Origin of the sequence: Scopulibacillus darangshiensis, assembly GCF_004341035.1 — a bacterium.
Classification (GTDB): Bacteria; Bacillota; Bacilli; order Bacillales; family Sporolactobacillaceae; genus Scopulibacillus; species Scopulibacillus darangshiensis.
In genome coordinates this window covers 192,573-216,450 of record NZ_SLXK01000003.1, presented here as the reverse complement: position 1 = coordinate 216,450, position 23,878 = coordinate 192,573, and the positions used below count along the sequence as shown (strand labels likewise).

21 protein-coding genes and 2 pseudogenes are annotated in these 23,878 nt (G+C 41.6%); 4 read left to right on the top strand and 19 right to left on the bottom strand.

The window, feature by feature from the left end:
* Nucleotides 1–312: 312 nt before the first annotated feature.
* Nucleotides 313–729, top strand: a pseudogene (locus EV207_RS04315) (LysE family translocator); the annotation flags it as partial.
* Nucleotides 730–1,036: 307 nt separating this feature from the next.
* Here EV207_RS04315 and EV207_RS23865 read toward each other — a convergent pair.
* The 5 genes and pseudogenes from EV207_RS23865 to EV207_RS04295 all read right to left on the bottom strand — a co-directional run.
* Nucleotides 1,037–1,129: pseudogene (locus tag EV207_RS23865) on the bottom strand (antibiotic biosynthesis monooxygenase family protein); the annotation flags it as partial.
* A 326-nt stretch (nucleotides 1,130–1,455) separates the two neighbouring features.
* The gene (locus EV207_RS04310) at nucleotides 1,456–3,003 is read right to left on the bottom strand and encodes a hydantoinase/oxoprolinase family protein (RefSeq protein WP_207902914.1); all 1,548 of its coding nucleotides are present in this window, start codon (nucleotides 3,001–3,003) and stop codon (nucleotides 1,456–1,458) included.
* Between the two features lie 3 nt (nucleotides 3,004–3,006).
* On the bottom strand, nucleotides 3,007–4,092 hold the full coding sequence (locus EV207_RS04305; protein ID WP_132743987.1) for a DUF917 domain-containing protein: 1,086 nt from the start codon (nucleotides 4,090–4,092) through the stop codon (nucleotides 3,007–3,009).
* The gene (locus EV207_RS04300; RefSeq protein WP_132743985.1) at nucleotides 4,089–5,420 is read right to left on the bottom strand and encodes a cytosine permease; all 1,332 of its coding nucleotides are present in this window, start codon (nucleotides 5,418–5,420) and stop codon (nucleotides 4,089–4,091) included. Before EV207_RS04300 ends, EV207_RS04305 begins: the two co-directional genes overlap by 4 nt.
* Before the next feature lie 11 nt (nucleotides 5,421–5,431).
* Nucleotides 5,432–6,022, bottom strand: a complete 591-nt coding sequence (locus tag EV207_RS04295; RefSeq protein ID WP_132743983.1) for a TetR/AcrR family transcriptional regulator — start codon at nucleotides 6,020–6,022, stop codon at nucleotides 5,432–5,434.
* A 306-nt stretch (nucleotides 6,023–6,328) separates the two neighbouring features.
* Between EV207_RS04295 and EV207_RS04290 the strand changes: the two genes are divergently transcribed.
* Nucleotides 6,329–6,538: a hypothetical protein gene (locus tag EV207_RS04290; RefSeq protein WP_132743981.1), complete on the top strand. Its 210-nt coding sequence runs from the start codon at nucleotides 6,329–6,331 to the stop codon at nucleotides 6,536–6,538.
* A 230-nt stretch (nucleotides 6,539–6,768) separates the two neighbouring features.
* Here EV207_RS04290 and EV207_RS04280 read toward each other — a convergent pair whose 3' ends face one another.
* Both EV207_RS04280 and cax read right to left on the bottom strand, forming a co-directional pair.
* Nucleotides 6,769–8,037 carry a metal-dependent hydrolase family protein gene (locus EV207_RS04280; protein WP_132743979.1) on the bottom strand — a complete coding sequence of 423 codons (1,269 nt, stop codon included), beginning with the start codon at nucleotides 8,035–8,037 and terminating at the stop codon, nucleotides 6,769–6,771.
* 125 nt (nucleotides 8,038–8,162) lie between these two features.
* The gene (cax, locus tag EV207_RS04275; protein ID WP_132744025.1) at nucleotides 8,163–9,212 is read right to left on the bottom strand and encodes a calcium/proton exchanger; all 1,050 of its coding nucleotides are present in this window, start codon (nucleotides 9,210–9,212) and stop codon (nucleotides 8,163–8,165) included.
* Between the two features lie 324 nt (nucleotides 9,213–9,536).
* On the opposite strand from cax, the gene EV207_RS04270 reads away from it, so the two are divergent.
* Nucleotides 9,537–10,169 carry a YesL family protein gene (locus EV207_RS04270; RefSeq protein ID WP_132743977.1) on the top strand — a complete coding sequence of 211 codons (633 nt, stop codon included), beginning with the start codon at nucleotides 9,537–9,539 and terminating at the stop codon, nucleotides 10,167–10,169.
* A 126-nt stretch (nucleotides 10,170–10,295) separates the two neighbouring features.
* Nucleotides 10,296–11,288: a nuclease-related domain-containing protein gene (locus EV207_RS04265; RefSeq protein WP_132743975.1), complete on the top strand. Its 993-nt coding sequence runs from the start codon at nucleotides 10,296–10,298 to the stop codon at nucleotides 11,286–11,288.
* Between the two features lie 489 nt (nucleotides 11,289–11,777).
* Here the strand turns inward: EV207_RS04265 and EV207_RS04260 are convergent, their stop codons facing one another.
* The 12 genes from EV207_RS04260 to argH all read right to left on the bottom strand — a co-directional run bounded on the left by EV207_RS04260 (nucleotide 11,778) and on the right by argH (nucleotide 23,869).
* Complete coding sequence (locus EV207_RS04260) at nucleotides 11,778–12,959, bottom strand: NupC/NupG family nucleoside CNT transporter (RefSeq protein ID WP_132743973.1); 1,182 nt, start codon at nucleotides 12,957–12,959, stop codon at nucleotides 11,778–11,780.
* A gap of 81 nt (nucleotides 12,960–13,040) precedes the next feature.
* The gene (locus EV207_RS04255; protein WP_132744023.1) at nucleotides 13,041–13,439 is read right to left on the bottom strand and encodes a cytidine deaminase; all 399 of its coding nucleotides are present in this window, start codon (nucleotides 13,437–13,439) and stop codon (nucleotides 13,041–13,043) included.
* Between the two features lie 87 nt (nucleotides 13,440–13,526).
* Nucleotides 13,527–14,201 carry a deoxyribose-phosphate aldolase gene (gene deoC, locus EV207_RS04250; RefSeq protein ID WP_132743971.1) on the bottom strand — a complete coding sequence of 225 codons (675 nt, stop codon included), beginning with the start codon at nucleotides 14,199–14,201 and terminating at the stop codon, nucleotides 13,527–13,529.
* Between the two features lie 34 nt (nucleotides 14,202–14,235).
* Nucleotides 14,236–15,537: a pyrimidine-nucleoside phosphorylase gene (locus EV207_RS04245; RefSeq protein ID WP_132743969.1), complete on the bottom strand. Its 1,302-nt coding sequence runs from the start codon at nucleotides 15,535–15,537 to the stop codon at nucleotides 14,236–14,238.
* 205 nt (nucleotides 15,538–15,742) lie between these two features.
* A complete protein-coding gene (locus EV207_RS04240; protein WP_132743967.1) occupies nucleotides 15,743–16,684 on the bottom strand; it encodes a sugar-binding transcriptional regulator in 942 nt (313 codons plus the stop codon).
* Nucleotides 16,685–16,843: 159 nt separating this feature from the next.
* Nucleotides 16,844–17,812, bottom strand: coding sequence for an NAD(P)H-dependent flavin oxidoreductase (locus EV207_RS04235; protein WP_132743965.1), 969 nt, complete (start codon nucleotides 17,810–17,812; stop codon nucleotides 16,844–16,846).
* Nucleotides 17,813–17,845: 33 nt separating this feature from the next.
* The gene (locus tag EV207_RS04230) at nucleotides 17,846–18,250 is read right to left on the bottom strand and encodes a MaoC/PaaZ C-terminal domain-containing protein (RefSeq protein WP_132743963.1); all 405 of its coding nucleotides are present in this window, start codon (nucleotides 18,248–18,250) and stop codon (nucleotides 17,846–17,848) included.
* Complete coding sequence (locus EV207_RS04225) at nucleotides 18,247–18,696, bottom strand: MaoC family dehydratase N-terminal domain-containing protein (protein WP_132743961.1); 450 nt, start codon at nucleotides 18,694–18,696, stop codon at nucleotides 18,247–18,249. The genes EV207_RS04230 and EV207_RS04225 overlap by 4 nt, the downstream gene beginning before the upstream one ends.
* Nucleotides 18,697–18,712: 16 nt before the next feature.
* Nucleotides 18,713–19,474, bottom strand: coding sequence for an SDR family NAD(P)-dependent oxidoreductase (locus EV207_RS04220; protein ID WP_132743959.1), 762 nt, complete (start codon nucleotides 19,472–19,474; stop codon nucleotides 18,713–18,715).
* 141 nt (nucleotides 19,475–19,615) lie between these two features.
* Nucleotides 19,616–19,756: a hypothetical protein gene (locus EV207_RS22940; RefSeq protein WP_165886829.1), complete on the bottom strand. Its 141-nt coding sequence runs from the start codon at nucleotides 19,754–19,756 to the stop codon at nucleotides 19,616–19,618.
* Between the two features lie 65 nt (nucleotides 19,757–19,821).
* Nucleotides 19,822–22,359, bottom strand: a complete 2,538-nt coding sequence (locus EV207_RS04215) for a PIG-L family deacetylase (RefSeq protein ID WP_243646936.1) — start codon at nucleotides 22,357–22,359, stop codon at nucleotides 19,822–19,824.
* A 13-nt stretch (nucleotides 22,360–22,372) separates the two neighbouring features.
* Nucleotides 22,373–23,869, bottom strand: a complete 1,497-nt coding sequence (gene argH / locus EV207_RS04210; RefSeq protein WP_132743957.1) for an argininosuccinate lyase — start codon at nucleotides 23,867–23,869, stop codon at nucleotides 22,373–22,375.
* Nucleotides 23,870–23,878 lie beyond the last annotated feature (9 nt).

Sequence of the window (23,878 nt, the reverse complement as noted above, 5' to 3'; positions counted from 1 at the left end):
TCTTATCAAGTCACTTAGGCCCATTTTTTCATCAAATTCTTTGTACAACAATAGGCCTGATTCGCTGGTTAGATCGCCGCCGTCAAAATTTATTTTGACACGTTTATTGAATTCCATAGCTTGGTCAGTTACACTAGTCATAATAAGAGCCTCCTTTGGTATGTTTTGGTCTCGACAACTATGACATTACCAAAGCTAGGGCTCTTTTTCACGTTTTAACCCTTTCATTTTTTAGGTGAAAGTTATGGCATTGAAAACCCTGATATAACCCAATTTCTTGGGACATCGACATTAGACTATGAATATTTCAGGTTTAAATATATTGGTGCCCTTTACTTAATTTTTCTGGGTATTAAAGCTCTATTGTCATTAATGAAAAATGAAAGACATGCAGCTGATGATACAAAGCCCAAAGGTGTCGGTCAGCAACCATCTTGTTTTCGCCAAGGCTTTCTGACAAACATTTTAAATCCTAAAGTCGCTGTCTTTTTCTTAACGTTCTTGCCACAGTTTGTTGACACAGGTAGCAGCACTTTTCTCCAATTTCTTGTCATGGGATTGACTTATGCCATATTGACAGCCATCTGGTTTTTGCTTTATGTCTTTTTAATTAATCAGATTAGCGCTTTTATGAAAAAACCGCGTACACAAAAATTCATACAAGGAATATCAGGCACTGTACTAATAGGATTCGGCGTAAAACTTGCCCTTGAAAAGGCTGACCATTAAACTTAATTCCCTGCTGAAAAGCAGGGTTAGTTTTTTGATTAATCAGAAAGTATAACTTTCTGACGCACATAAGTGCAACTACGCCTCTGTCTTCGCCAAAGGCTCGCCAATCGGCGAGTTTTCTTTATATGACATTTTCGTTACGAACAATTGTTCTTATATAAATAATTCGCCAAATAACTTCATTTCCCTTCAAATAAGGATAATAATTTTTAATCGTTAGGAAATGCTAAATCGGAAGAATATCTGTAAGAATTTCGATTCCCAGTAACTTTTTTACTTTTACCCAAATACGGCGTTATTCTACATCTAAGGACTCCCAATAAGAAATGGTAATGCCATAACCTGCGCTGTTCCTTACACTCTCGACATCAATAAATCCAGGCTGAGAACCTACTAATTAATCCATTTTTTGATATATTTTCATATCCAACTGAACCCTGTTCTGTTCTGAAAATGACTGCATAATATGTATCCATTGTTCTTCCTCTCCTTACAGGCTTTCGGTTAAGTCATTCGATTCAAACCGGCCTATACCCTTCTTTGATTGGAATGGATTTACCCAAAAGTTAAATATATATTTTTATTGAAATTTGATAAATGACTATCCAGCCATTTTAAAAGTAAAATATAGAAACAAAAAGAGCCTGTCTCATAAGACAATAATGGCACTTATGAGCAGCCTCTCCTTCATATGTTACGAAAACACCAATGTTAAATCCTGAATTAACTTACAAGGTCACCAACCGCCTTAATCCTGATAAATAAAGCGTTACCCGGCAAATAAGCAAGTGGAATATCTTCGACAGATACTATTGACACAGTGCTCTCATCCGCTCCTGCCTTCATTGCTTCTTCTGTAGCAAGTTTTTTGGCGTCCCGGATGGCATCCTCTCGGCTCAACTTGGTTAAACTATAAATTCTTTCTATTTCTCCACTAACTTGCCCAAGAGCAGCACCTATCGCATTTGCAGCATCATAATGATCAGGACGAATAACATTCGAAACTCCTTTTAGCGAATCGGCAACAATAACACTTCCTCCGCCTGATAAAATTAACGATACTTCTTTTGAGCTCGTTTTCATTTGATCAATCGCATCTTCAAGCATCTCCGTCATTTTTTCATACACCTGCTGACAGAAATCGATCGGTAAATGTGCAACTTGTTCTTCGTGACCCTCAAATGCTTGTCCTAATCGAGTTACGACGTCGGAAGCCGTAAGTTCATCTCCTCCGAAAAGAATTGCTTTTTGCGTTATTTCATAGCCGACACTATCGGGACCAACTGTAATTAATTGGTTCGATTCACGAATACATGTCCCGCCACCCAAACCGATTGATAAAATATCAGGCATGCGGAAGTTTGTATTCACACCGCCAATGTTCACAGATAATGACGACTGCCTTGGAAATCCATTTGATAAGACGCCTATATCGGTTGTTGTTCCACCGGCATCAAGTACCATCGCGTCTTGAACTCCCGATAAACGAGCCGATCCTCTAATGGAGTTTGTCGGTCCGCATCCCATCGTTAATATCGGATAACGAAGCGCATAGACGTCATTCATTAGCGTGCCGTCATTTTGACTAAAGAACAACTCCGCTTCAATGTCGAGTTCCCTTAATGCCTTAGCGAATCCATTCACAATCAATTGGCCTGTTGTCATTAATGCCGCATTTAAAATCGTCGCATTTTCCCGTTCCAATAAACCGATGCTGCCAATTTCATGAGAAAGGGAAATAGGTATATCGCCAAGCTCATCCTTGACCCATTCTGCAACGATTTGTTCTTGTTCCTTATTAACTGGAGCAAACACACCTGATATCGCGACACTCTCCACATTCCCCTTTGACTCTCTACAGAAATCCAACACTTCTTCTTTTTTTAACTCACTAATTAATCGGCCGTCAAATTCATAGCCACCTGAAATAATAGTAGAAGCTGCCTCAATTTTTTCTCGTAAGTCCTCTGGCCAATCAGTAAATAAAGGGATGGAAGTGGTCGCAGGCTTCCCAATGCGGATCACACCGACTTTATTTAGGCGCTTTCGCTCCACAATCGCATTTGTACAATGGGTCGTTCCAAGCATCGCGTATTTAATGCTGCGTCTATCAATCTTGCTTTCCTCGACTACTTTTTTAATAGCATTAAAAATGCCGCTCTCCACATCTTTTGTAGTCTGTACTTTTACAGTATGAATGACTGATAATTGGTCATCCAGTAAAGCGGCATCTGTATTAGTCCCGCCAACATCTATTCCTAATCGATACATTATTTATCTCTCCTTCAGTAGCTCCCCAACCGGTTGGTAGTCAAAATCATAGCCAAAATAGCGTGGTCCTGCTGTCTCAATCCCTTTTGGCGTTCTCCATTTATCATGACAAGGAAAAGCAACAACTACGACACGCGCACCATATTTCATTCGTTCCGTTGTAATCGGAAAACCAGTCTCTATATCTAATACAGCAATTAAATCAGGTGTCGTACATAATAATTGCTCGGCTTCCTTCGCGACAAGATGTTCATTTTGAAAATAAAGCGTAAATGTTCTTCCATAAGAATCGCGGATTCCCTCAAACGTTGCCGTTCCTCTCGTAAAACCGCCGCTAAGCCTGCGTTCAATATCCACAATTTTCCCTTCAAATAGACGATGTCCTTTTAATTCTTCTAACATTTTATTGATTCTTAGTTGTTCTTTTACTTGATTATCTAATAAATACTCACCAATTCGTTCTGCCAAGGAAAGTGTATCTGGGATGACGGACGTTTTAACATCCATACCTAGCAAATTATAATCACAAACTGATGAGCTTCCCCCCATTTCAATGGTGAGCACCCGTGCTAATCTTTCAGACCAAACGCCATCCTTTGGATAAAGCACGACAGCATTGCCTTTATCATCCGCCATTGTAACTGGTGATGGTTCAAAGCCATCTAGATGAAACGTCACCATTTGTGCTTCCGGAAAAGCACGCCCCATCGCGTCTGCGTCTAATATTGGCAATCCTTTTTTCGCAGCTGCAATAATCGGAAATAAAGAGTTGATCCCGCCTACTTCAATCGGCATGACCGCATCCACTTTTCTTCCTGTTACCTTTTCCAATGTCTCCAGTGGAGCTGTCACTTCATGCTCTGAAGGTATTTTTTCAATCGTTACGGTAGGGGCACCCATACCTGATACCGGTGCTACCAAGTGGTCATCCCTTAGTTCATCTAATGAAATTAACGTCACATGTCCATATTTTCGAATCGCTTCCTTTGCCATTAATTTGCCAATATAAGGGTCACCGCCGCCACCCGTACCTAAGACAGCGGCACCTAATGCGATTTTTTCAATGGCTTGTTCATCAATGTATCTCATTTCTTAAACTCCTCTTTTTCCCGATTGACATTAACTTGTTGAAAAGAATTCTTTTGGCTAAACAATTTTCCTAACAAGGTTTGAACAATTAATCCTATTAAAAATCCATCCAGTGATGAGATGCCTGTAAGTGAAAATAGTCCTAAGCCTGTTGGCGGTTCAGTTGTGGAAAAAGTAATTAACATGCCTACCATCCAGGCGATAATGGAACGGGGCACGGCTTTCTTCGCCTCTAACTTATTGATAAAGCGTTGAAACTCTTGTTTTACAAAAAAGTATTCCGCTACATAAATGCCGCCAATAGGAGCAATCACGATCGCCAAAATATTTAAAAATGAAATAAATTGATCATAAATACCGAGAACCGCTAAGCTTGTAGCGATTAGTCCCAAAATAACGGTTAGCCACTCTTTTGAAATTTTCGTAAAAATCAATGAAAAACCCAGTGAAGAAGAATACAAATTCGTTGTATTCGTCGTCCATTGTGCGAGCGTCAACACCAATATTCCTGGAACCGCCAACCCTAATGCAATAAAAATCTTCATCATATCTTCGGTGCCCATTGCCTTTGACATTAATATGGCAAGGATAATCATAAAGCTATTGCCAATAAAAATACCGAAAAATGTAGCTATGATCGCATCTTTCTTGCTTTTTGCCCAGCGCGTGATATCCGGCTGCGTCGTTGCTCCTACAATAAAAATACTAATGACAAGTGAAATCGCACTGCCAAACGTAAATCCTCCGGCATTCGGAACATTAACGGATAAAGAGTGACCTTTTAACGTTAAGAATAATGTAACCAACATTAATCCTAATAAAAGCGGCACAGACCAGACACTCAATTTCTCAATTGCCCGGTATCCAAAAATAGATGTCGTCATCATTAGTAATCCGCCAATTAACGAAAGGACTTTTACGCTAATTGTTAAGTGAAAGGCATCTTGTAAAACTGTGTGGGCATTATTTGCAAAAAAGCCTACTTGCACGCCAAACCACCCAAGCAAAGAAATACCGAGAACAACGGAAAATACCTTTGCGCCATATTTTCCAAAAACATACTTTGTAATCATTGATGTAGAAAGGTTGGTAGAAGAACCAACAAGAGCACAGATAGTACATAAAATTGCCAAAAGAAACGATCCGATACTAACCGATAAAATCGCTTGATTTAACGGCATCCCTTTCGCTAGTTCTGCGCCTAAGATAACGGAAGATAAGTCAACGCCAATGGCTATTAATACCGAAAACATCGAAAACCACGATCTTTGCAGCTCCTTCGGTACCGCCTCTCGTGCGTAATCTGAAACAACTTTTTCCCCTTTCATGGTGATGCCCCCTATTCGTCTAGTTTTTTACAAATTCCGTTCCAATAGATGCTCCAAGTTTGTTCGACACGCCTTTTAAATTTTGCTTCTTGATAATAGATCAATTCTAAAAAAATACCATCCATCAAACATAGAAATGAAGCGATTAAATCATCAACAGGTTGGTTTTTTAAAACTTCCTGTTCAATGCCTTTCGAAAAAATATCCCTCAGCAATTCCGAAAGAACTACCTCCATCTCACTAAACGTTTCTCTCACATCATCGTTTAAGGTCGGAGGAAGAACGAAAGCAAGCTTCGTATATGAAGCCGTTTTTTCTGGTTGACTTAAATGATAATGGCATAACTCCTTTATGATTTGATAAAGCTTTTCTTTTACCGTTCCATCCGTTATGTTCTGAACAGAATTTGTTATATAAAAATAATAATCTTCCAACAAATCTTTATAGACTGCCATAAACAGATCTTCTTTATTTTTATAAAATGCGTAAATGGACGGTGTTTTGATCCCAACCTCTTTGGCAATGCTCGATAGGGTTGCACGTTCATAGCCACTTTCCGCCAATTGCTTGCAGGCAACTTCTTTAATTTTATTTTTCGTCATTCATAACCCACCTAACTAATTTAGTTAGGTTAAATTATACTAAATAATTTAGCGAAAACTCAATACTCAAATTTTGCTAAAGTGTATGAATTTTATTAAAAAGATTTTCAGAATACCATATAATTTTGTGTAGGTTAATCGTTGTACATGATGAATACAGCGAGGGGGATTTTATGAAAACGTCTAACCAGAAATCAACTGCTTTTGTTGAAAAATCAAGGGAATTAAAGCAAGAATTTGACAGGATCGTAGACGAGTACAGTCTCTTATCAATATGGTATTCCAGGAAACCGAGCAGAAGAATACATGCTCTGGGGCAAGCATGTCATTGTTGTCTTTGCCGATGAGCTAGACGGTCCGTTGATTCATGATATCCAGTACCAAGAAGTTGAGAATAACAAGATCACCTACCATAGAAGCTACTTTTTCAGAAAAGAGTTTATTTTTGCCGCAGCAAAGGAGCTTGGCTTTAAACCACAACTCAACAAGCACCCAGTTAGTTGGGAGGAGAATTGATTCTGCGACAACAGAAAAGGACATTACAAAATGTCCTTTTCTGTTGCCTTTACTTATTTGCACGGACGCCAATTTAATTCCACCGCTGTTTTATATAGGCGCCAGATGTAGTGATTATCTTTTTGACAGCATCCTTGCTAATGTTGACTTCCCGCTTCCAACCGATCCAATGATATGAATTTTCCTCGGTTTCCCCTTTTCCAATCACATCCCCTATTAGAGTTGCTGTCCTACAATACTGCGGTCTTGTCAGCGGCCCGACTTAAATCCTTCTTGATTTGTCCTTCCTTAAAGACCTTCACGATGTTATTGGTGTCTTCCAATGAACTGATATCTGCAATCGGATTGGTTTTGGTTATGACAAGGTCGGCCAGTTTGCCTGCCTCAACTGTGCCAAGATGATCTTCCCACCCTAGACACTCGGAGGCAACCTTTGTTGCTGCAGCCAAGGCCTCCATCGGTGTCATGCCGATCTTGCACATCAAGTCAAGTTCGCGAAGGTTAGTGCCATGCGGCATCACGCCGGCATCTGTTCCCATGGCAATCTTGACCCCAGATTTGTGAGCTTTAGCAATGCTTTCACGATGGATATCAACTGATTCCTTAGCCTTTTGCACCGCGTATTCCGGCATGTCGCTGCTTTTTTCGCCAGCTTCCAGCACGGCAACAGGAGCTAGCAGTGTCGGTACGAGATAAGTGCCATGCTCAAGCATTAATTCGATCGCTTCATCGTCTAGAAAAATCCCATGTTCAATGGAATGGATGCCGGCACGGACAGCATTTTTGATCCCTTCGGCTCCTTGCGCATGTGCCATCACTTTTACCCCGCGCCTGAAGCTTGCTTCTTGAACCATAATCTCCAATTCCTCTTGTGAAAACTGAGTGAATTCAGGATGGTCAGTTGGACTTGTCACTCCCCCGGTAGCGTGCACTTTAACAATATCAGCCCCGGCTCTTAACATTTCTCTTACCTTTTGGCGCACTTGCTCAGGCCCGTCACAAAGGCCGCTCGGCATCCCCGGATAAGTGACACGAGTGACATCAATGCCTGAACGCATCCAGGAGTCTCCATGCCCGCCTGTTGTTGTTAAAGGATTAATACTAATCTGCAACCGCGGCCCTAGAATCAGTCCTTTTTCCACTGCCTCTTTCACACCAAAATCCGTAAAACCAGCATCACGAACGGATGTAATTCCTGTATCAATCGTCCGTTTCATGTAATTTATTGCCTGATAAAAATTCAAAGAAAAAGGTGTCGTCAAGCTCTTACTGATATCAGTTGCTTCCATCATCATATGAACATGGGTATCGAACAATCCTGGAAGTATAAAACCATTTTCGGCGTCCACAATGTCAATATCAGCATTGGGTTGCTTAATTTCGTTCAACTTGCCGACCGCTTCAATAAGGTTGTCCTTTATTAACACCGCCGCATTCGAAATAGTCTCCCCGCCAGACCCATCGATCAGTGTCCCGTTTTTAACAAGTGTGTATCCCATATCATCACCCCAGTTTTATTATCGGATGTATGATATTTCGACAATAAAGCGGTATATACCTTTTGGTTGTCTATAAATATTCTTACAACACCTTTCCAAGTTTGTAGAGGTGCATCAAGTCATCATCATAGAAGATAAAACCCAAATCCCATGGCGATGTATGTACCGACAAGGAGGGCGCCTTCGAACCAGTTTGAGTCGCCATCGTTGACAATGGTGACGGTCATGAACGCGGCAAGGATCATGGCGACAAGCTCCGATGTATTAAAGACTAGCGGCAAAAAGTTAAAGAACCAAGAAACGAGCACAAGAATCGGAGCAACAAACATTGCCGTCTGGACGGTGGACCCGATCGAAATTTCCAGCATCACATCCATGCGATTTTTATAAGCCATTGAAATGGACGACACGTATTCCGCCGCACTGCCAACGACCGCCACAACAATAATGCCGATAAACACATCACTCCAGCCGAGCGTGTTGCCAACTGGCTCAATGGTGCCAACGAGCTTTTCGCTGACATAAGCAAGGACAACGGTTGCGAGCCCCAGGATGATCATCGCCTTCCACTTGCCCCATTCAGGCTCTTCTTCTTCGCCATCCTCACCTTTTTTTCCTGTAAAGACACTTTTATGGGTAACGAGCTTAAAAAATAATGCAAGCAAGTAAATGATAAGCATAACAATAGCAAAGGCGGTTGATAAGATTTTTATATCCGTTTTATCAATGCGGCTGACAAAAATAAATGGCAAGACGAAGGTGACAACGATCCCAAACATTAATAGGCCGGTGTTATGCCGTGCCTTGAAGACGTCAAACTCTTGTTTTTTAAAACGAAGGCCGCCAATCAGCATCGACAAGCCACCGGCAAAAAGGAGATTAACAAGGACCATACCAGTTATAGAAGAAATGACAACGGTGTTAAGTCCTTCCCGCAGGGCGAAAAAGGCAATGATAATTTCCGCTGCATTGCCAAACGTCGCATTCAACAGCCCGCCTGCCGTTTCGCCTACTACAACAGCAAGACATTCTGTTGATCGTCGTATGTAGTTGGCCAAACTGATGATCGTCATGCAATAGATGAAAAACATGAGTATGAAATTCCAATCAAAAAACCCGCCGATAACCGAAAGCGGCACACCGATGACCATTAATATGAAGAAGACCTTATTCATCATTGACCTCCGTTCGTGCTTTACCCTATTGTTAATATATCTCGTGACATTTTTGTTATACGTTAGGATTACCATTTCGCAAGCGGAATCCCCATCGCGATAGAATTTGATTTCTCCATCTCCCCACCAATTGTTGCTATTTACTTCCCAAGCAATATATGTTCCGACCTATTGGCATCGCCATTTACCCCTTCTACTATTGTATGAACGTCTTTATATTGTACCGGGTCAAGACTATTTTAAATTATCAATTAATTGTTGGCCCATTCACTTTATGTTTGATAAAATAGATACAGTTACAGTTGATATAAAGGAGGCAGTGTAATGAAAATTTTTAGCATAGAAGGCGGCTTGTATAACTTTCTAGATAAGTTTAGTAATTTCTTTCTTCTTAATTTGCTTTGGTTAATCATGTGTATCCCAATAATCACTATTTTTCCGGCTACAATTGCTATGTTTGGTGTTGTAAGAAAGTGGATAAAAGGCGAACATGTCAAATTATTTAACTGCTTTTTCACCCTATTCAAAGAAAATTTTATTCAAAGTCTGCTGATTGGGGTTATTGCGTTCATTTTCACTTTGCTATTGATCTTAAATTTTAATATTACCTCTTTAATGGACAATCCTTTTAAAGTAATCACTCTTTCCCTTCTTTCTCTTATTGGCTTCTTATCATTATGCACTTCTGTCTATATATTTCCGGTCATTGTTAATTACAATGTAAAATGGACTGCCGTTATAAGAAATTCATTTCTATTATCAGTTAGTCAGCCATTTGTGACACTGCCTTCTATATTAATTTTGCTTATTAGTATGGTTATTGTCTACACCGTCCCTATTACTTTATTTATAGTTGGAAGCCTTTCTGCATATTTGATCTACTTTCTTTGCAACAAAACTTTCCAAAAGGTAGAAGCCCAGTTTAATCAATTCAAAAAAGAGGGGCAAAGCGCTTAACCTTCCCCCTGGAAAAACCCTCTTCCGATAAAATAGAAAAAACATAAAAAACCAAACTTTGTATGCAGGAAATACAGGGTTTATATGGAATGACATATTAAATTCCATAAAGGCAGGTGTTTGCGATTGATTGTTAAAGAGTTTTCCATTCCAGTAATTATCTTGTGTCTTGAGGCGATTTTTAGAAGATTGCCTAAAGGGCATCCCTTAAAGTTGAAAATTGAAGAGGAATTAACTTATTATCGGTCAGGGTATAGCGGTGAAAAATCGATGACCTATTACTTAAACCTTTTAAAAGATAGCCGGTACTACATCCTTAGAGGAATCCGTTTAAACAATGATATTGGGCTGTTTTACCAAATGGATATTTTGCTTCTTTCCCCTTTTTTTATTCACATTATTGAGGTGAAAAATCATTCCGGAACCATCTATTTTGATAAACATTTTAACCAAATGATACGAATAAGTGGAGGGTCCGAAAAACGCTTCGCAAATCCCTTAGCACAAGTCAATAGGCAACTGCTCCAATACAAACACTGGGTGAAGAAAAACGGTTTCCCCATTATGCCTATTGAAACCACGGTTGTTATGAGCCACCCCAAAGTTATCCTTAAAACAGACCCTGAAAATAAACATATTCTAACTAAAGTCATCCTAGCGGAGAATTTCCTCGATCGAATTCAAGAGTTAGAAGAAAAACATCACCGGTGCATGATTGACACTGAATGTGTTAATAAAATGTCAACAAAGCTTATAAAGGATCATAACCCATGGCAGCCTGACCCCTTAGCTTTATACGGCCTTGCAGGCAAGGACATCATTGGTGGTGTCATTTGTCCTGAATGTGGACGGATTCCAATGGATCGGGAGTTCCGTAATTGGGTTTGCCCCCGTTGTCAAGCAACCTCCAAAAATGCCCACGAGCAAGCCATTATGGATTATCTACTTATTCATGGCACGATAACCAACCAACAATGTTGTGATTTTCTGTCTATATCTTCGCGTAATATTGCTTATAAATTATTAAAATCAATGAACCTTCCTTTTACTGGATCCGGCAAAGGAAGGGTATATCATCTCCCACATCCCAAATCCAAATGGTGGGAATCATTTAGTTGATAAATATTCTGAGAGAATGATTATTAACATACAGAGGACGTACAAACAACTTAGGTCGACGTATATATCAAAATTAGGACGCATATCTCCCGAACGAGGACGCGTATATCGAAATAAAGACGCATATCACGTCCAGAACGACGCATAATCTCCTGAAGACGCAAAAACATCATAGGTCGACGCATATATCAAAATTAGGACGCATATCTCCCGAACAAGGACGCGTATATCGAAATAAAGACGCATATCACGTCCAGAACGACGCATAATCTCCTGAAGACGCAAAAACATCATAGGTCGACGTATATATCAAAATTAGGACGCATATTTCCCGAACGAGGACGCGTATATCGAAATAAAGACGCATATCACGTCCAGAACGACGCATAACCTCCAAAGGAAAATAAACATCTCGGCTCTGTCCCTACGTCAGCCCCCAAGCACCCAAAAAACCACTCCCAGCTTGGCGGGAGTGGTTTGATACCAATTCTATAAAACGAAGCTGACGATGATCGCGGATAAAACGCTGACCAGGGTCGCCCCATAAAGCAATTTCAAGCCAAAGCGCGCAACGGTGTTACCTTGTTTTTCGCTTAAGCCTTTGACTGCTCCGGCGATAATTCCAATGGATGAGAAGTTGGCGAAGGAGACGAGGAATACTGAAATAATTCCGAGAGTCCGTTCGCTGAAACTGGAGTCTATTTTTGTCAAATCAATCATGGCGACGAATTCATTGGTGACAAGCTTGGTTGCCATGATGCCTCCGGCGCGAACGGCATCAGCCCATGGGACACCCATGATGAAAGCGACCGGTGCAAAGATATAACCAAGAATTTGCTGGAAGGTGATGCCGAAAATCAGATCAAAGACGTTATTAATGGCTGCCATTAGAGCAACAAACCCGATCAACATAGCACCGACAATGATGGCCACTTTGAACCCGTCCATGATATATTCCCCGAGCATTTCGAAGAAGGATTGCTTTTCTTCTTCATCCACAGATAAAATATCCTCGTCCGGTTCAACGGTATACGGGTTGACGATTGATGAAATGATAAAGCCGCCAAAAAGGTTAAGCACAAGAGCTGTTACGACATATTTTGGTTCCAGCATTGTCATATAAGCACCGACGATTGACATTGAAACAGTCGACATGGCTGATGCGCAAAGTGTGTACAGCCTATTAGCCGGTAATTTACCGAGCTGCTTTTTTACAGTGATAAACACCTCTGATTGTCCGACCATAGCGGAAGCAATCCCGTTATAAGATTCCAGCTTCCCCATGCCGTTAACCTTACTTAATACCCAGCCGATGCCGCGCATAATTAATGGCAAAATCTTAAGCCATTGGAAAATACCAATGAGAACCGAAATGAATACGATCGGCAATAGGACATTTAAGAAAAATGGCGCTTGGCCGTTGTTTGCTATGCCGCCAAAAACAAATCCGACACCTTCACCGGCGTATTCAAGCAGCTTGTTGAAGACATCGGCAATGCCCTTAATTAATACCAATCCAAATTTAGTATTCAATAAAATGGCTGATAAAATTAATTGTATAATGATCATCAAAATGATCGGCTTATATTTAACTTCCCTCCGATTGTTACTCGCAAGTAACGCTAGTCCCAATACAATCAGAAGGCCTATAATTGCAATAATATATTTCATAGCTTCCTCCACTTATAGTGTGACACGCTCTAAGATGCACACTTAATTCCATATCTGAATTCGCTTACAAAACCCAGCCTATTAACGATCCATATCCTTTGATTTAAAATAGCCGGGGAGTATACCGTCGATCGTTGTTTCATAAGTATCACCATTCAAATTAGCTAATATAATCTTGGTGTCCTTATCACAAAATTCCGCCATAACTTGCCGGCAGGCTCCGCACGGTGAAACCGGTCCATCTGTATCAGCTACGACAGCGATAGCCTCTATCTCTCTTTTTCCTTCTGATACAGCCTTGAAAATTGCCGTTCTTTCAGCACAATTCGCTAATCCGTAAGATGCGTTTTCTATATTGCAGCCGAGAAAAGTGTTTTGATCCTTTGTTAGAACCGCTGCCCCTACTTGAAATTTTGAATAGGGTGTATATGCTTGCTTTCTTGCTCTGATTGCCTCATCAATTAACTTCTTGTTGTCCATATGATCTTCTCCATTCAATAGGATTTTAATCAGGTTTGTTCCGGCCATGCCGAAACCAACCTGCCTACATTTTAAGACCCTTAGAGATTAATAATCCGATGTTGATGTTTGACCTTTAATAATGGACACACCAGCGCTTGCGCCGATCCGTGTTGCACCGGCTTCGATAACCGCTTCGGCATCCTCAAGGCTTCTAACACCGCCGGACGCTTTTACACCGACGTTCGATCCGACGGTTTTTCGCATTAAAGCAACATCCTCGGCAGTTGCGCCGCCAGTAGAAAAGCCTGTTGATGTTTTGACAAAATCCGCTCCGGCACTCACCGCTAGTTCACAAGCTTTAACCTTTTCCTCATCGGTTAACAGGCAAGTTTCAATAATGACCTTCGTCAAAGCTTTGCCCTCAGCAGCATCAACGACAGCCCGGATGTCTTTTTCAACCACATCATATTGCCTTGCCTTCAAGGCACCCATGTTGATGACCATATCCACTTCGGTCGCTCCGTTCTCTATGGCATTAGTTGTTTCAAAGGCTTTAACCTTTGATGTTGTTGCCCCAAGCGGAAAACCAATTACCGTACAAACCTTAACCTCGGGTGTATCATTTAATATTTCTGCAGCAGTTTTAACCCATGTCGGATTAATACAAACTGAGGCAAAGCTGTATGTCTTTGCCTCCTCGGCTAATGTTACAATCTGCTCTTTCGTCGCGTCAGCTTTCAATAATGTATGGTCTATCATTCCAGCTAAATTCGTTGTCATATGGTATCCGTCCTTTCAATGATTATCAAAAAAATTAATGAATTTCCGTATAAATCAATGTTGGTGCGCCAACTTTTTCATCTACAACCTTATAAGCTTCATGCACCTGAGCCATCACATCGTCCACATTATTGGTATTGCTGTGAATGGTGACAAGAGGCTCTCCCGCTTTAACAGCATCTCCGACTTTTTTGCGGAGAACCAGACCAACAGCCAAATCAATTTTTGATTCTTTGGTCGCTCTTCCTGCACCAAGGTTCATTGCCGCGATGCCAATTTTATCAGCGATGATTTCTGACACATAGCCGTCATGTTTTGCTTGAACGTCGATGGTGTATTGAGCGGTTGGCAGTTTGGACGGTTCATCGACGACAGAAGCATCTCCGCCTTGTGATGCAAGAAATGTTTTGAACGTCTCAAGCGCTTTGCCGTTTCTCATCGTTTCCTCTAACATGTTCCGCGCTTCGGTTTGATCCTGCGCTTTGCCGGCGAGCATAACCATATGGCTGCCTAGAGTGAGACAAAGTTCATGCAAGTCTTTAGGACCTTCGCCTTTTAATGTATCAATGGCTTCTTTGACCTCAAGAGCGTTGCCGACAGCGAACCCGAGAGGCTGGCTCATATCAGAAATGATAGCCTTGGTGTTACGGCCGACGCCATTACCGATCCCGACCATTGCTTCGGCTAAGGCTTTTGCATCATCAAGATCCTTCATAAAAGCCCCGTTGCCGGTTTTAACATCTAATACAATCGCATCCGCGCCGGCTGCGATTTTCTTGCTCATAATGGAGCTTGCAATCAGCGGAATCGAGTCCACAGTTCCCGTTACGTCCCGCAGAGCATATAATTTCTTGTCAGCTGGGGTCAGGTTCGCGCTTTGCCCAATGACTGCAACTTTGTTCGTATTGACTAATTTAATAAAATCATCGTTCGAAATTTCAACGTGAAAACCGGGAACAGATTCTAATTTATCAATCGTTCCGCCGGTATGGCCAAGCCCTCTCCCTGACATTTTTGCGACAGGGACACCCACGGATGCAACGAGAGGAGCCAAAACGAGCGTTGTGGTGTCACCGACTCCTCCGGTACTGTGCTTATCCACTTTAACGCCTTGTATGTCTGCTAGGTCAATCTGATCACCGGACTGAACCATCGCTTCCGTCAGAGTTACTCTTTCATCGTGAGTCATATCTTGGAAGAAGACGGCCATGGCAAATGCGGACATTTGATAATCGGGAACATCCCCATTGGTATAGCCTTCAATAATGAATTGAATTTCCGATTTATTTAATTCTTCACCATTACGCTTTTTTTCAATTAAATCAACCATTCGCATTGCTATTCCCCCCATTACTTATAGTACGAGCTTTCATATTGGTGAACGCTTTCATTTAAACTAATCGTCATGTCTAAACCTAAGAAGTAGCATAGTTAATATAACACTTAAATGAACAAATGTAAATTGCATATTGAACAATAGTAAAACATACCATTGAACTGTCATTGAATAGTGTGACAAGATCCTCCATTTTTATCCCTAACTAATCACGTTCCAATAAAACCCGTGCCGTAAATTGGTCGGTAATAAGGACATTGGCATAATCGCCTTTTAACGCACCATGAATGGCGTTGACTTTTTGCGGTCCTCCAGCCACCAGAATCGAGTACTCTTTCTTCTTCAGTTCTTCAAGTTCAATGCCTAGAGTTCTTTCATTTAAGCTTGGATTGCAAATTTTACCTTCTTTATCGAAAAACCGTGAGCAAATATCCCCTGCTGCCTTTGTAGATATCATTTGCCAATCCTCTTCAGTAAAATAACCGAGCTGGAACAGAAGCGATTCGGATTTTATCGGTCCGCATGTGAATATGGCAATATTTGTTTGCTTGCCAGCATCCAATATCTTGCGGATATGCCGGTCCGCCTCCATCGCTTGTTTGACTACCACATGATCGACAATAGCAGGAAGCGGCAGGTTGAGCGGCGATGAATTGAAAGCCTTTCCAAAAAGGTAGAGGATTTCAGAGGCATAGGTGTTAGTCTCAGAATGGCTGCTTCCGCCCTTTAATTGAACGACTTTAACGTCCTTGACGTATGTTCGTTTAAGCTCAACCGCTACATGATAAAGTGTTGTTCCCCAGGTTACCCCTAGGGCATCACCATCCTTGACGATTTCTGCTAAAAAACCGGCTGCTTTTTCGCCTAAATGATTCTTTAAATAGTGATCCTCATATTGCGGGATAGAAACGACGATTGCTTTTTTCAAATTGAACTTTTGTTCAAGTTCTTTGGATAACGTTTCATCATCTTCGGTTTTGTCGACGATAGTGATTTGGACAATGCCTTCACTTTTCGCTGTTTGCAGTAATCTGGAAACCGTAGGCCGCGATACACCAAGCGTCTTTGCAATCTGATTTTGATTATAATCAAGCATATAATAGAGCCGTGCTGCTTCAATCACTTTTTTTAATTTTTCATTTTTCATAATCAAACCCCTAAGCACAATAATTTACCTTTATAATAACAAAAAGCGGATAGTTTATGCACATTTTTTCAAAAACAAAAGAAATATTGTTAGATAAGTTTTGCCGCTTTCAAAAAAAAAAAAAAACTGACAGCCTCACTTAAGGCTGCCAGTTAAATTTTATAATGACTCCTCACCATTTAAGCACTCCTTGGCCACGCTATACTCACGCTTGAGATCCCTAACGATCTCAGTCACTCGCTGGATTTGCTTTATTGATCCCACACCATGACCCGCTGACCATATGTTCTTCCATGCTTTCGCTTCATCAAGATGAGAAAAATCGATCGTTTCTTTTTTGCGAAGCTTTTGCAAGTCAAGTCCAGCATTCAAAATGCTTGGAATGAGAAAGTTTGCATTTACCCCGCTGACAGCATCAGTATAAATAATATCTTCTGCTGAAGCATCAATGAGCATGTTCTTATATCCATCTTTAGCCATGCTTTCCGAGGCTGCAATAAACCGCGTGCCCATGTAGGCAAGATCTGCCCCGAGAACCTCCGAGGCAAGCACGTCTTGACCTTTGGATATGGAACCTGCCAGAATAATCGTCCCATCCCAAAATTCCCGAACCGCCGCCACAAAGGCCATTGGGTTGATTGTTCCGGCATGGCCTCCTGCGCCGCTGGATACTAGAATTAAACCGTCAGATCCCCTATCGGCAGCCTTTTTGGCATGGGTGAGGTTGCTGACATCTGAGAAAACCAGACCGCCATATTCATGAACAATATCAACTACCCGAGCGGGATCACCTAATGATGTAATCACAATTGGAGGTTTGTATGACTTAATGAGTTCAAGATCGGTTTCATAACGGCGGTTTGACCTGTGGACAATAAGATTCACCGCCCATGGAGCTATTTTCTTCTTAGGAAGATCCTTTTTGGCTTTTTCCAATTCACTCGTTATTTGCCTCATCCAGTCTTCCAAGATCTCTGTAGTCCGAGCATTCAGTAATGGAAAGGAACCGATAATGCCTGATTTACATCCCTCAATGACTAGTTCTGGGCTAGAGACAAGAAACATTGGCGCGGCAATCACTGGCAAGGTGATCTGATCGGCAATCTGTGCAGGCAGTTTTGTTCGCATACATGTCATCCTTTCAATAAGCATCCAAAGTATTTAATCTTGGTATAAATGAAAGCTTACATTCCCTTTAATGACTGCTTGGCCTTGCCCATTTTCTGCTGTGACAGAGAACAATGAGGATTCATTCACTTTTTCCTTTAATTCAGCCTTCAGAGTGATGACATCTTCCAAGAAAACCATACCGGAGAAGCGAATTGTAAATGTTTTAATAAAACCTTCCTCATGATATGAGGTAAAAAGCTTGCTCAAATTCCCCATTGTCCACATCCCATGGGCAATGATGCCGGGAAGTCCAGCCTTCTCAGCCTCAGCATCAATGGTATGAATCGGGTTAAAATCACCCGAGGCACCGGAATATTTAATTAGGTCCATTCTGGAAACAGGAGGAAGCTGAACTGATGGCAACGTGTGACCAATTTGGTATTCTGCTATCTTCATGTTTTCAACCCCTTTCGCACCGCTTCGGTTATGATGATGACCGTTGTGGAGGTAAAAATAACATTGTCCCCGCTGTCTTCACCGAAATTTTTTATGACAAGGAATCCCAATGTGCCGCTAGTTCCGGATTTCTCATAATAATTTTCAACCTTGGAAAAACAGACGATCTCCTCGCCAACAATTAGCGGACGATTGTATTCAAAATCCTGCGAACCATGGATGAGACCTGCTTCAGGAAGCCTGAGCCCCTCAATTGTCCCATAATCAAAAATTCTTGGAAAAGTTGGCGGAGCGATATTGTTTTTATATCTGGATGCCCGCCCGTAATCCCGATCCACATAAATGGGATGGGGATCACCGATTGCTTCGGCGAATTTTTTCACCGCCCCTCTTTCAACAACGTTTATGCACCTTTTGGATCGTTTGCCTATCGTTTCTTCAAACATGGCGTTTCCCCCCTTTTTATGCTTTTGGTCCGCCCGCGACATAGAGGACCTGTCCATTGACAAATGACGATTCCTCCATGGCAAAGAATAACACGGCGTTGGCAATGTCTCCTGGCTTTCCGCTTCTCCCAACCTGGATGGTGCCGACACTATGTTCAATCAAATCTTCAAAGGATATGCCGATCCTTTCGGCTGTGGCTTTTGTCATGTCCGTTTCAATGAACCCCGGAGCAACAGCATTTACTGTAATCCCGAATCGACCTAGTTCGATCGCCATGGTCTTCGTTAAACCCTGAAGCCCAGCTTTGGCTGTAGAATAATTGGCCTGGCCCCTGTTGCCAAGCGCTGAGGTCGAGGACGTATTAATGATTCTTCCAAACTTGTTTTCTACCATCGCTTTTTGTGCTGCTCTGGAAAAATTAAAGGAACCCTTCAAATGGACATTCATGACCGTGTCCCAGTCGCTGTCAGTCATTTTAAATAAGAGATTATCACGGAGAACACCGGCGTTATTGACAAGGATATCAAGCTTGTTGTACTGCTTAAGCACCGCCTCAACCGCTGCGTCTGCTTGGGCGGAGTCTGCAACGTCCGCCACTTGCCCGAATACTTGAAAGCCTTGTTCCTTTAGTTCGGACACTGTGTTTGAAAGGACCTGTTCATTTATATCGACGAGACACACCTTAGCCCCTTCTTTAGCAAAGTTTTCAGCAACAGCTCTCCCTATGCCTTTGCTTGCCCCTGTGACAATTGCCACTCTTCTGTCAAACCGTTTCATGCTTTCCCCTCCATTATGTAACTTTTATATGACTCTCTATTTATATTATCATGTCCTCCCGTTATTCCCATATTAAATGGCAAAAAAATTCTGGATAATTAAATAAAGAGACCAAGTAGGTCCCTTCATTTATAAGAAATATTATTCGCTAGATTCCGTGACGTTAAAGAACATGTTAGCTTCTTCCTTTTTCTTAACTTCATCCGCTTTTGCCTTAGGATCATTTGGGTTCATGACGCCGTCCGATTCATAACTTTGTTTCTTCGGTTTTTTGTTTTCCAAACAAAACCCTCCTTGGTGATAAGGGTCTCTCATTTGGATGTTTTTATACACTGCCCCAGCTTTCTTTACTTCGTTAAAGGATAGCTAATCAGGTTTGTGAAAATGCGATAACCGCCGGGAACCTGATTTTGAATCTCTCTATACCAGACGAGGTTCGTATAGAGATAGGTTCCTTTTCCGTAATCAGCCATCAGGATTCCGCTGTTGAAGGCGTCTTCACCAGGGTCCGCCATGCTAAGATACGTCTTGAAATGGTCATCCCACTCCATAGGAAAATATAAACCGCGCTCCTGAACCCAACCGCTCCAGTCCTCACCTGTTATTTGATTTGGTTTATTAAAAAGCGGCGATTTTGGCCTTAATATATTCACTTTCGCATGTTCATCGGTGACCCGCCATTCAATGGAAGGATGGCCGATGACAAGACGATATGGCGCCGATGTATCAGGATTCCAATTGTCTCCCGGTTTGTTATACTGCACAACAAGATGACCGCCATTTTTTACATAATCCAACAATCGTCCATTATACTTTAGCAAATCATCCCGCGATAAATAAGAGCGCACACCTGTTACAATCGTATCGTACTTAGACAAATCACCCGATTTTAGGTTTTCTTCGGTTAGTTTGGTTATATTGATGCCGATATCTGACAAGGCATCTGCTACTTTATCAAATCCGCTGTCAATATAACCTACCTTTAGATCTTTTGGATAGCTCAGTGGAAAAGCTGCGCCTTCAACTGTTGCAGGATATAAATAATAATCTGTTCCAATATGCGGATACGTTATGTTTTGGACTGTTGTATTCAATTTTATGCCATCAATTTTGGCAATCGCTTTGATGTTAAACTTGCCTTTTTCAATATTTTTGGGAGGATGAATCGTAAACTGGGCTGTTTTGTCCGTTTCATCTTTAGCAAAGGTTATAGTTTGGTCAGGGTGATCGAGCTTCCAGTCACTTGACGGCAGCTTTAGTGACAGCTTTGTCCGCATTTTCCCCTCAGCATATTTATGAACATTCACTTTGACATTTACACTGTCCTTAACCTCAGACGTGTTAATGACCAGGTTTTCAGGATCCGCCTTTACCGAAACTTTTGGTAAAACAGCCACTCTTTTTTTGGGTGTCAGTGTATAAGCAGATGTGACATGCTTATGCTGATAATTAATTTCCACTTGAATCGACGGCTTGGCAAAAAAGTCATAGAGCTTGCCATTTTTCGGGACTTTTACAGTGTAAACCCGCTTGGTTTCTTCTCCAGGCTTAAGCGTCAATGATTTCTGCTTCCCTTCGATCCGCCATTCTTTCGGTATCAGAAGGTTTGTTTTAATCTTTTTAATGGTCTTCTCGCCATTATTCGCATAGGTTATTTCCACCTTAGTGGCATCACCTTTTGTCAGTTTCGGGTCTTTCACATTAATATTAACCTTAAGCCTCGATGCAACAAAACTCGCCTTTTCTAATTGCCGCTCCTTAACATCGAGCTTATGAAGAAGCGTTTCCCTAGTTTCCTTAGCCATTGGTTTGAAATGAGCTAATTGCCTTTTCATTTTTCTAACATCCTTAAGTGTTTGATGACTTAAATCAAATACTTTGCCGTCATTTGGATAGGCCTTTAAAATGCTATTGAGTTCTTTCTGTAAATGGTTAAGCTTTCCTTTAAAAGCATGGCCGCCTTTTTTCAGTTGTTTGGCATAATCGGAGAAATTATACGGAAGGCTATCGAAAATACCTGACTCATGGTTCGGAATCGCCCCGACCGCCGATTTGACCAGCTGAAGGTTGACTGTTTCGGGACCATCGCCAACATCACGGCCCATGCCTTGGGACTTGTGAAAATACCGCGCTTTCTCGCCAAGCTGCGGATAAGTCATATCATAAATAGGATCCTTTATCCCGATTTGTATTTGTGTCGTTGTTGTTTTGTCTGATTCTGAAGGCAAATAAAGCTTTTTAATTTGCCAAGTTGTTAAGCCATCCTTTAACTGTTCGGGGAATACATCCGGATCAGCCGCCCCTTTAAATGCTTTTAAGGTCAATTCGGTCACAGCCCGATGGTGACCATGCTGGGTATCAACGTCCCGAAAAGAGGGCATTACAATATCCGGTTTGAATGTCCGGATTACTTTTATTAGACGCTTATAAGCCTCTTCTCCGCCCCACTTTTTAAGTGTTTCTTCTGGGGACTTGGAGAAGCCAAAATCGTAAATTGAATCATTAAATCCATGATTAAGGATGAAAAGGTTGACCCCTAATAATGCTGATGACTTTTCTAGTTCGTGTGTTCGAATGATAGCGAGACCATTGCCCAATTCATCGCCAATTTCATTCTGGCCTGCCTTGCCGCGTGTCGCGAGGGACAATCCCGTCTGTACGCCTTTGCCACGTGACAAATAGGCGTCAAGGTGACTCCGCTCATCATCGGGATGAGCACCTGTATTAAGAAAGCTTGCTGTAGTTGTTAATGGGCGTACCGCTTCCCATAGATCGACAGAGTCCTCTTTCTCTGTTTTACCCCTCGCATTTGCATCATTGTTTGGAGGTAACATGGAGAAAATGAAGACGAAACTTAAGATGACATTAAGAGCTTTCTTAATCACTTGCACCTCTCCTTTAATTTTGTATTAGTATGTTAACCTGTTTTTCCAACTCATTATTTGCTGCCTTTAACTCACATTGGACTTGCTGGTATTTCTCTTCTTCCCGTTTAAGGACTTTCTTTCTGTTGTTAATCATTCTTCTTACTTCCGAGGGACAAGGACCTCCGCAAATGGAGCGGCGTTCAATGAAAACTTTTGGATCCGCAATAGCCTGCCACTCCTTTCCTGTAAGCTTTACACCTGAAAGAACGTGATTAATCTCCTCGGCTTCCCATTCGTATAGTTCTTTATCCTTTTTCAAAGATAGTTTAGCTATTTGACTTGCCTTTTGGTGGGCCATCCGGAAAGACATGCCATGGTCTCTCGTTAAGACATCCGCGAGTTCTGTAATCGTAATCAAATTTTTCTTGGCTTCATTAGCTGCATGTTCATGATCAATAGACATTGTTCTAATTACAGCATGCATTAACCGCATAACCCGTGAGGCTTTTTTGAAACTATTATAAAGATGCGGCTGCATGTCATCCTCTGTGTCAACGATGTCTCCATAAGGTGTATTATGGAGCATTTGAATAGCTGTCATCGCCTCACCCATTGAACTGCTTGCCAGTGCTCTGGAATGCTCAATGGAAACTGGATTTCTTTTTTGCGGCATAATGCTCGAAATTTGAACATATGGATCCGCAACTTTTAACAAACCTACTTCTTTGCTCGCAAACCTGAGAAACTCCTGAATCCATCTTCCGGTATTCACCATCAAACTGATAATAGATTGAGCGGATGAGAGCAAATAATCACCAGTTGCGATGGCATTATATGAATTTTCCACAAGTCCCTTGTAACCCAACAACTCCGCCAATCTTTCCCTGCTTATTGAAAAGCTCGTTGTTGTAATGGCCGCTGCTCCCAAAGGGGATTGATTCACAGTCTCATATGCATGCCATAAGCGGCCAAGGTCACCTTGCACGTTATCAAAAATAGCCGTCAAATAATGGCCAAGGGTTGTTGGCTGAGCTGGCTGTGTATGGGTATGGGCGGGCATGATTGTCTCACTATGTTCTTCAGCCTGCTCAAGCAATGCCTCACATAAAAGGTTCGTATCAGCAATGAGTGATAACAGGTGGTTTCTGATCACAAAACGATACATCCCTTCACCTAAATCATTACGGCTGCGGGCAATATGTATTTTTCCCGCAAGCTCATCCCCTATGAGACTGCCGAGCTTAGCTTCTACCAGGAAAAATAAGTCTTCATAATCAGGATCATATTTTAACTGATCCATATTCATCTTATTGAGCTCTTTGAGCCCTAAAAGAATGGTTTTTGTATCTTTTTTCGCAAGCAAATCATTTTCATTAAGCATGACAACATGAGCCTTATGCAATGCCATCATAGCCTCAAACAAATTTTCTTTTTGATCATTGAACACAGGTTTTAATAACGTTTCGACATAGGTACAACCCGGAAAAGTGCAGCCTTCAGATTTAATAAACGCGTCTCTTTTAACCATATATCATCA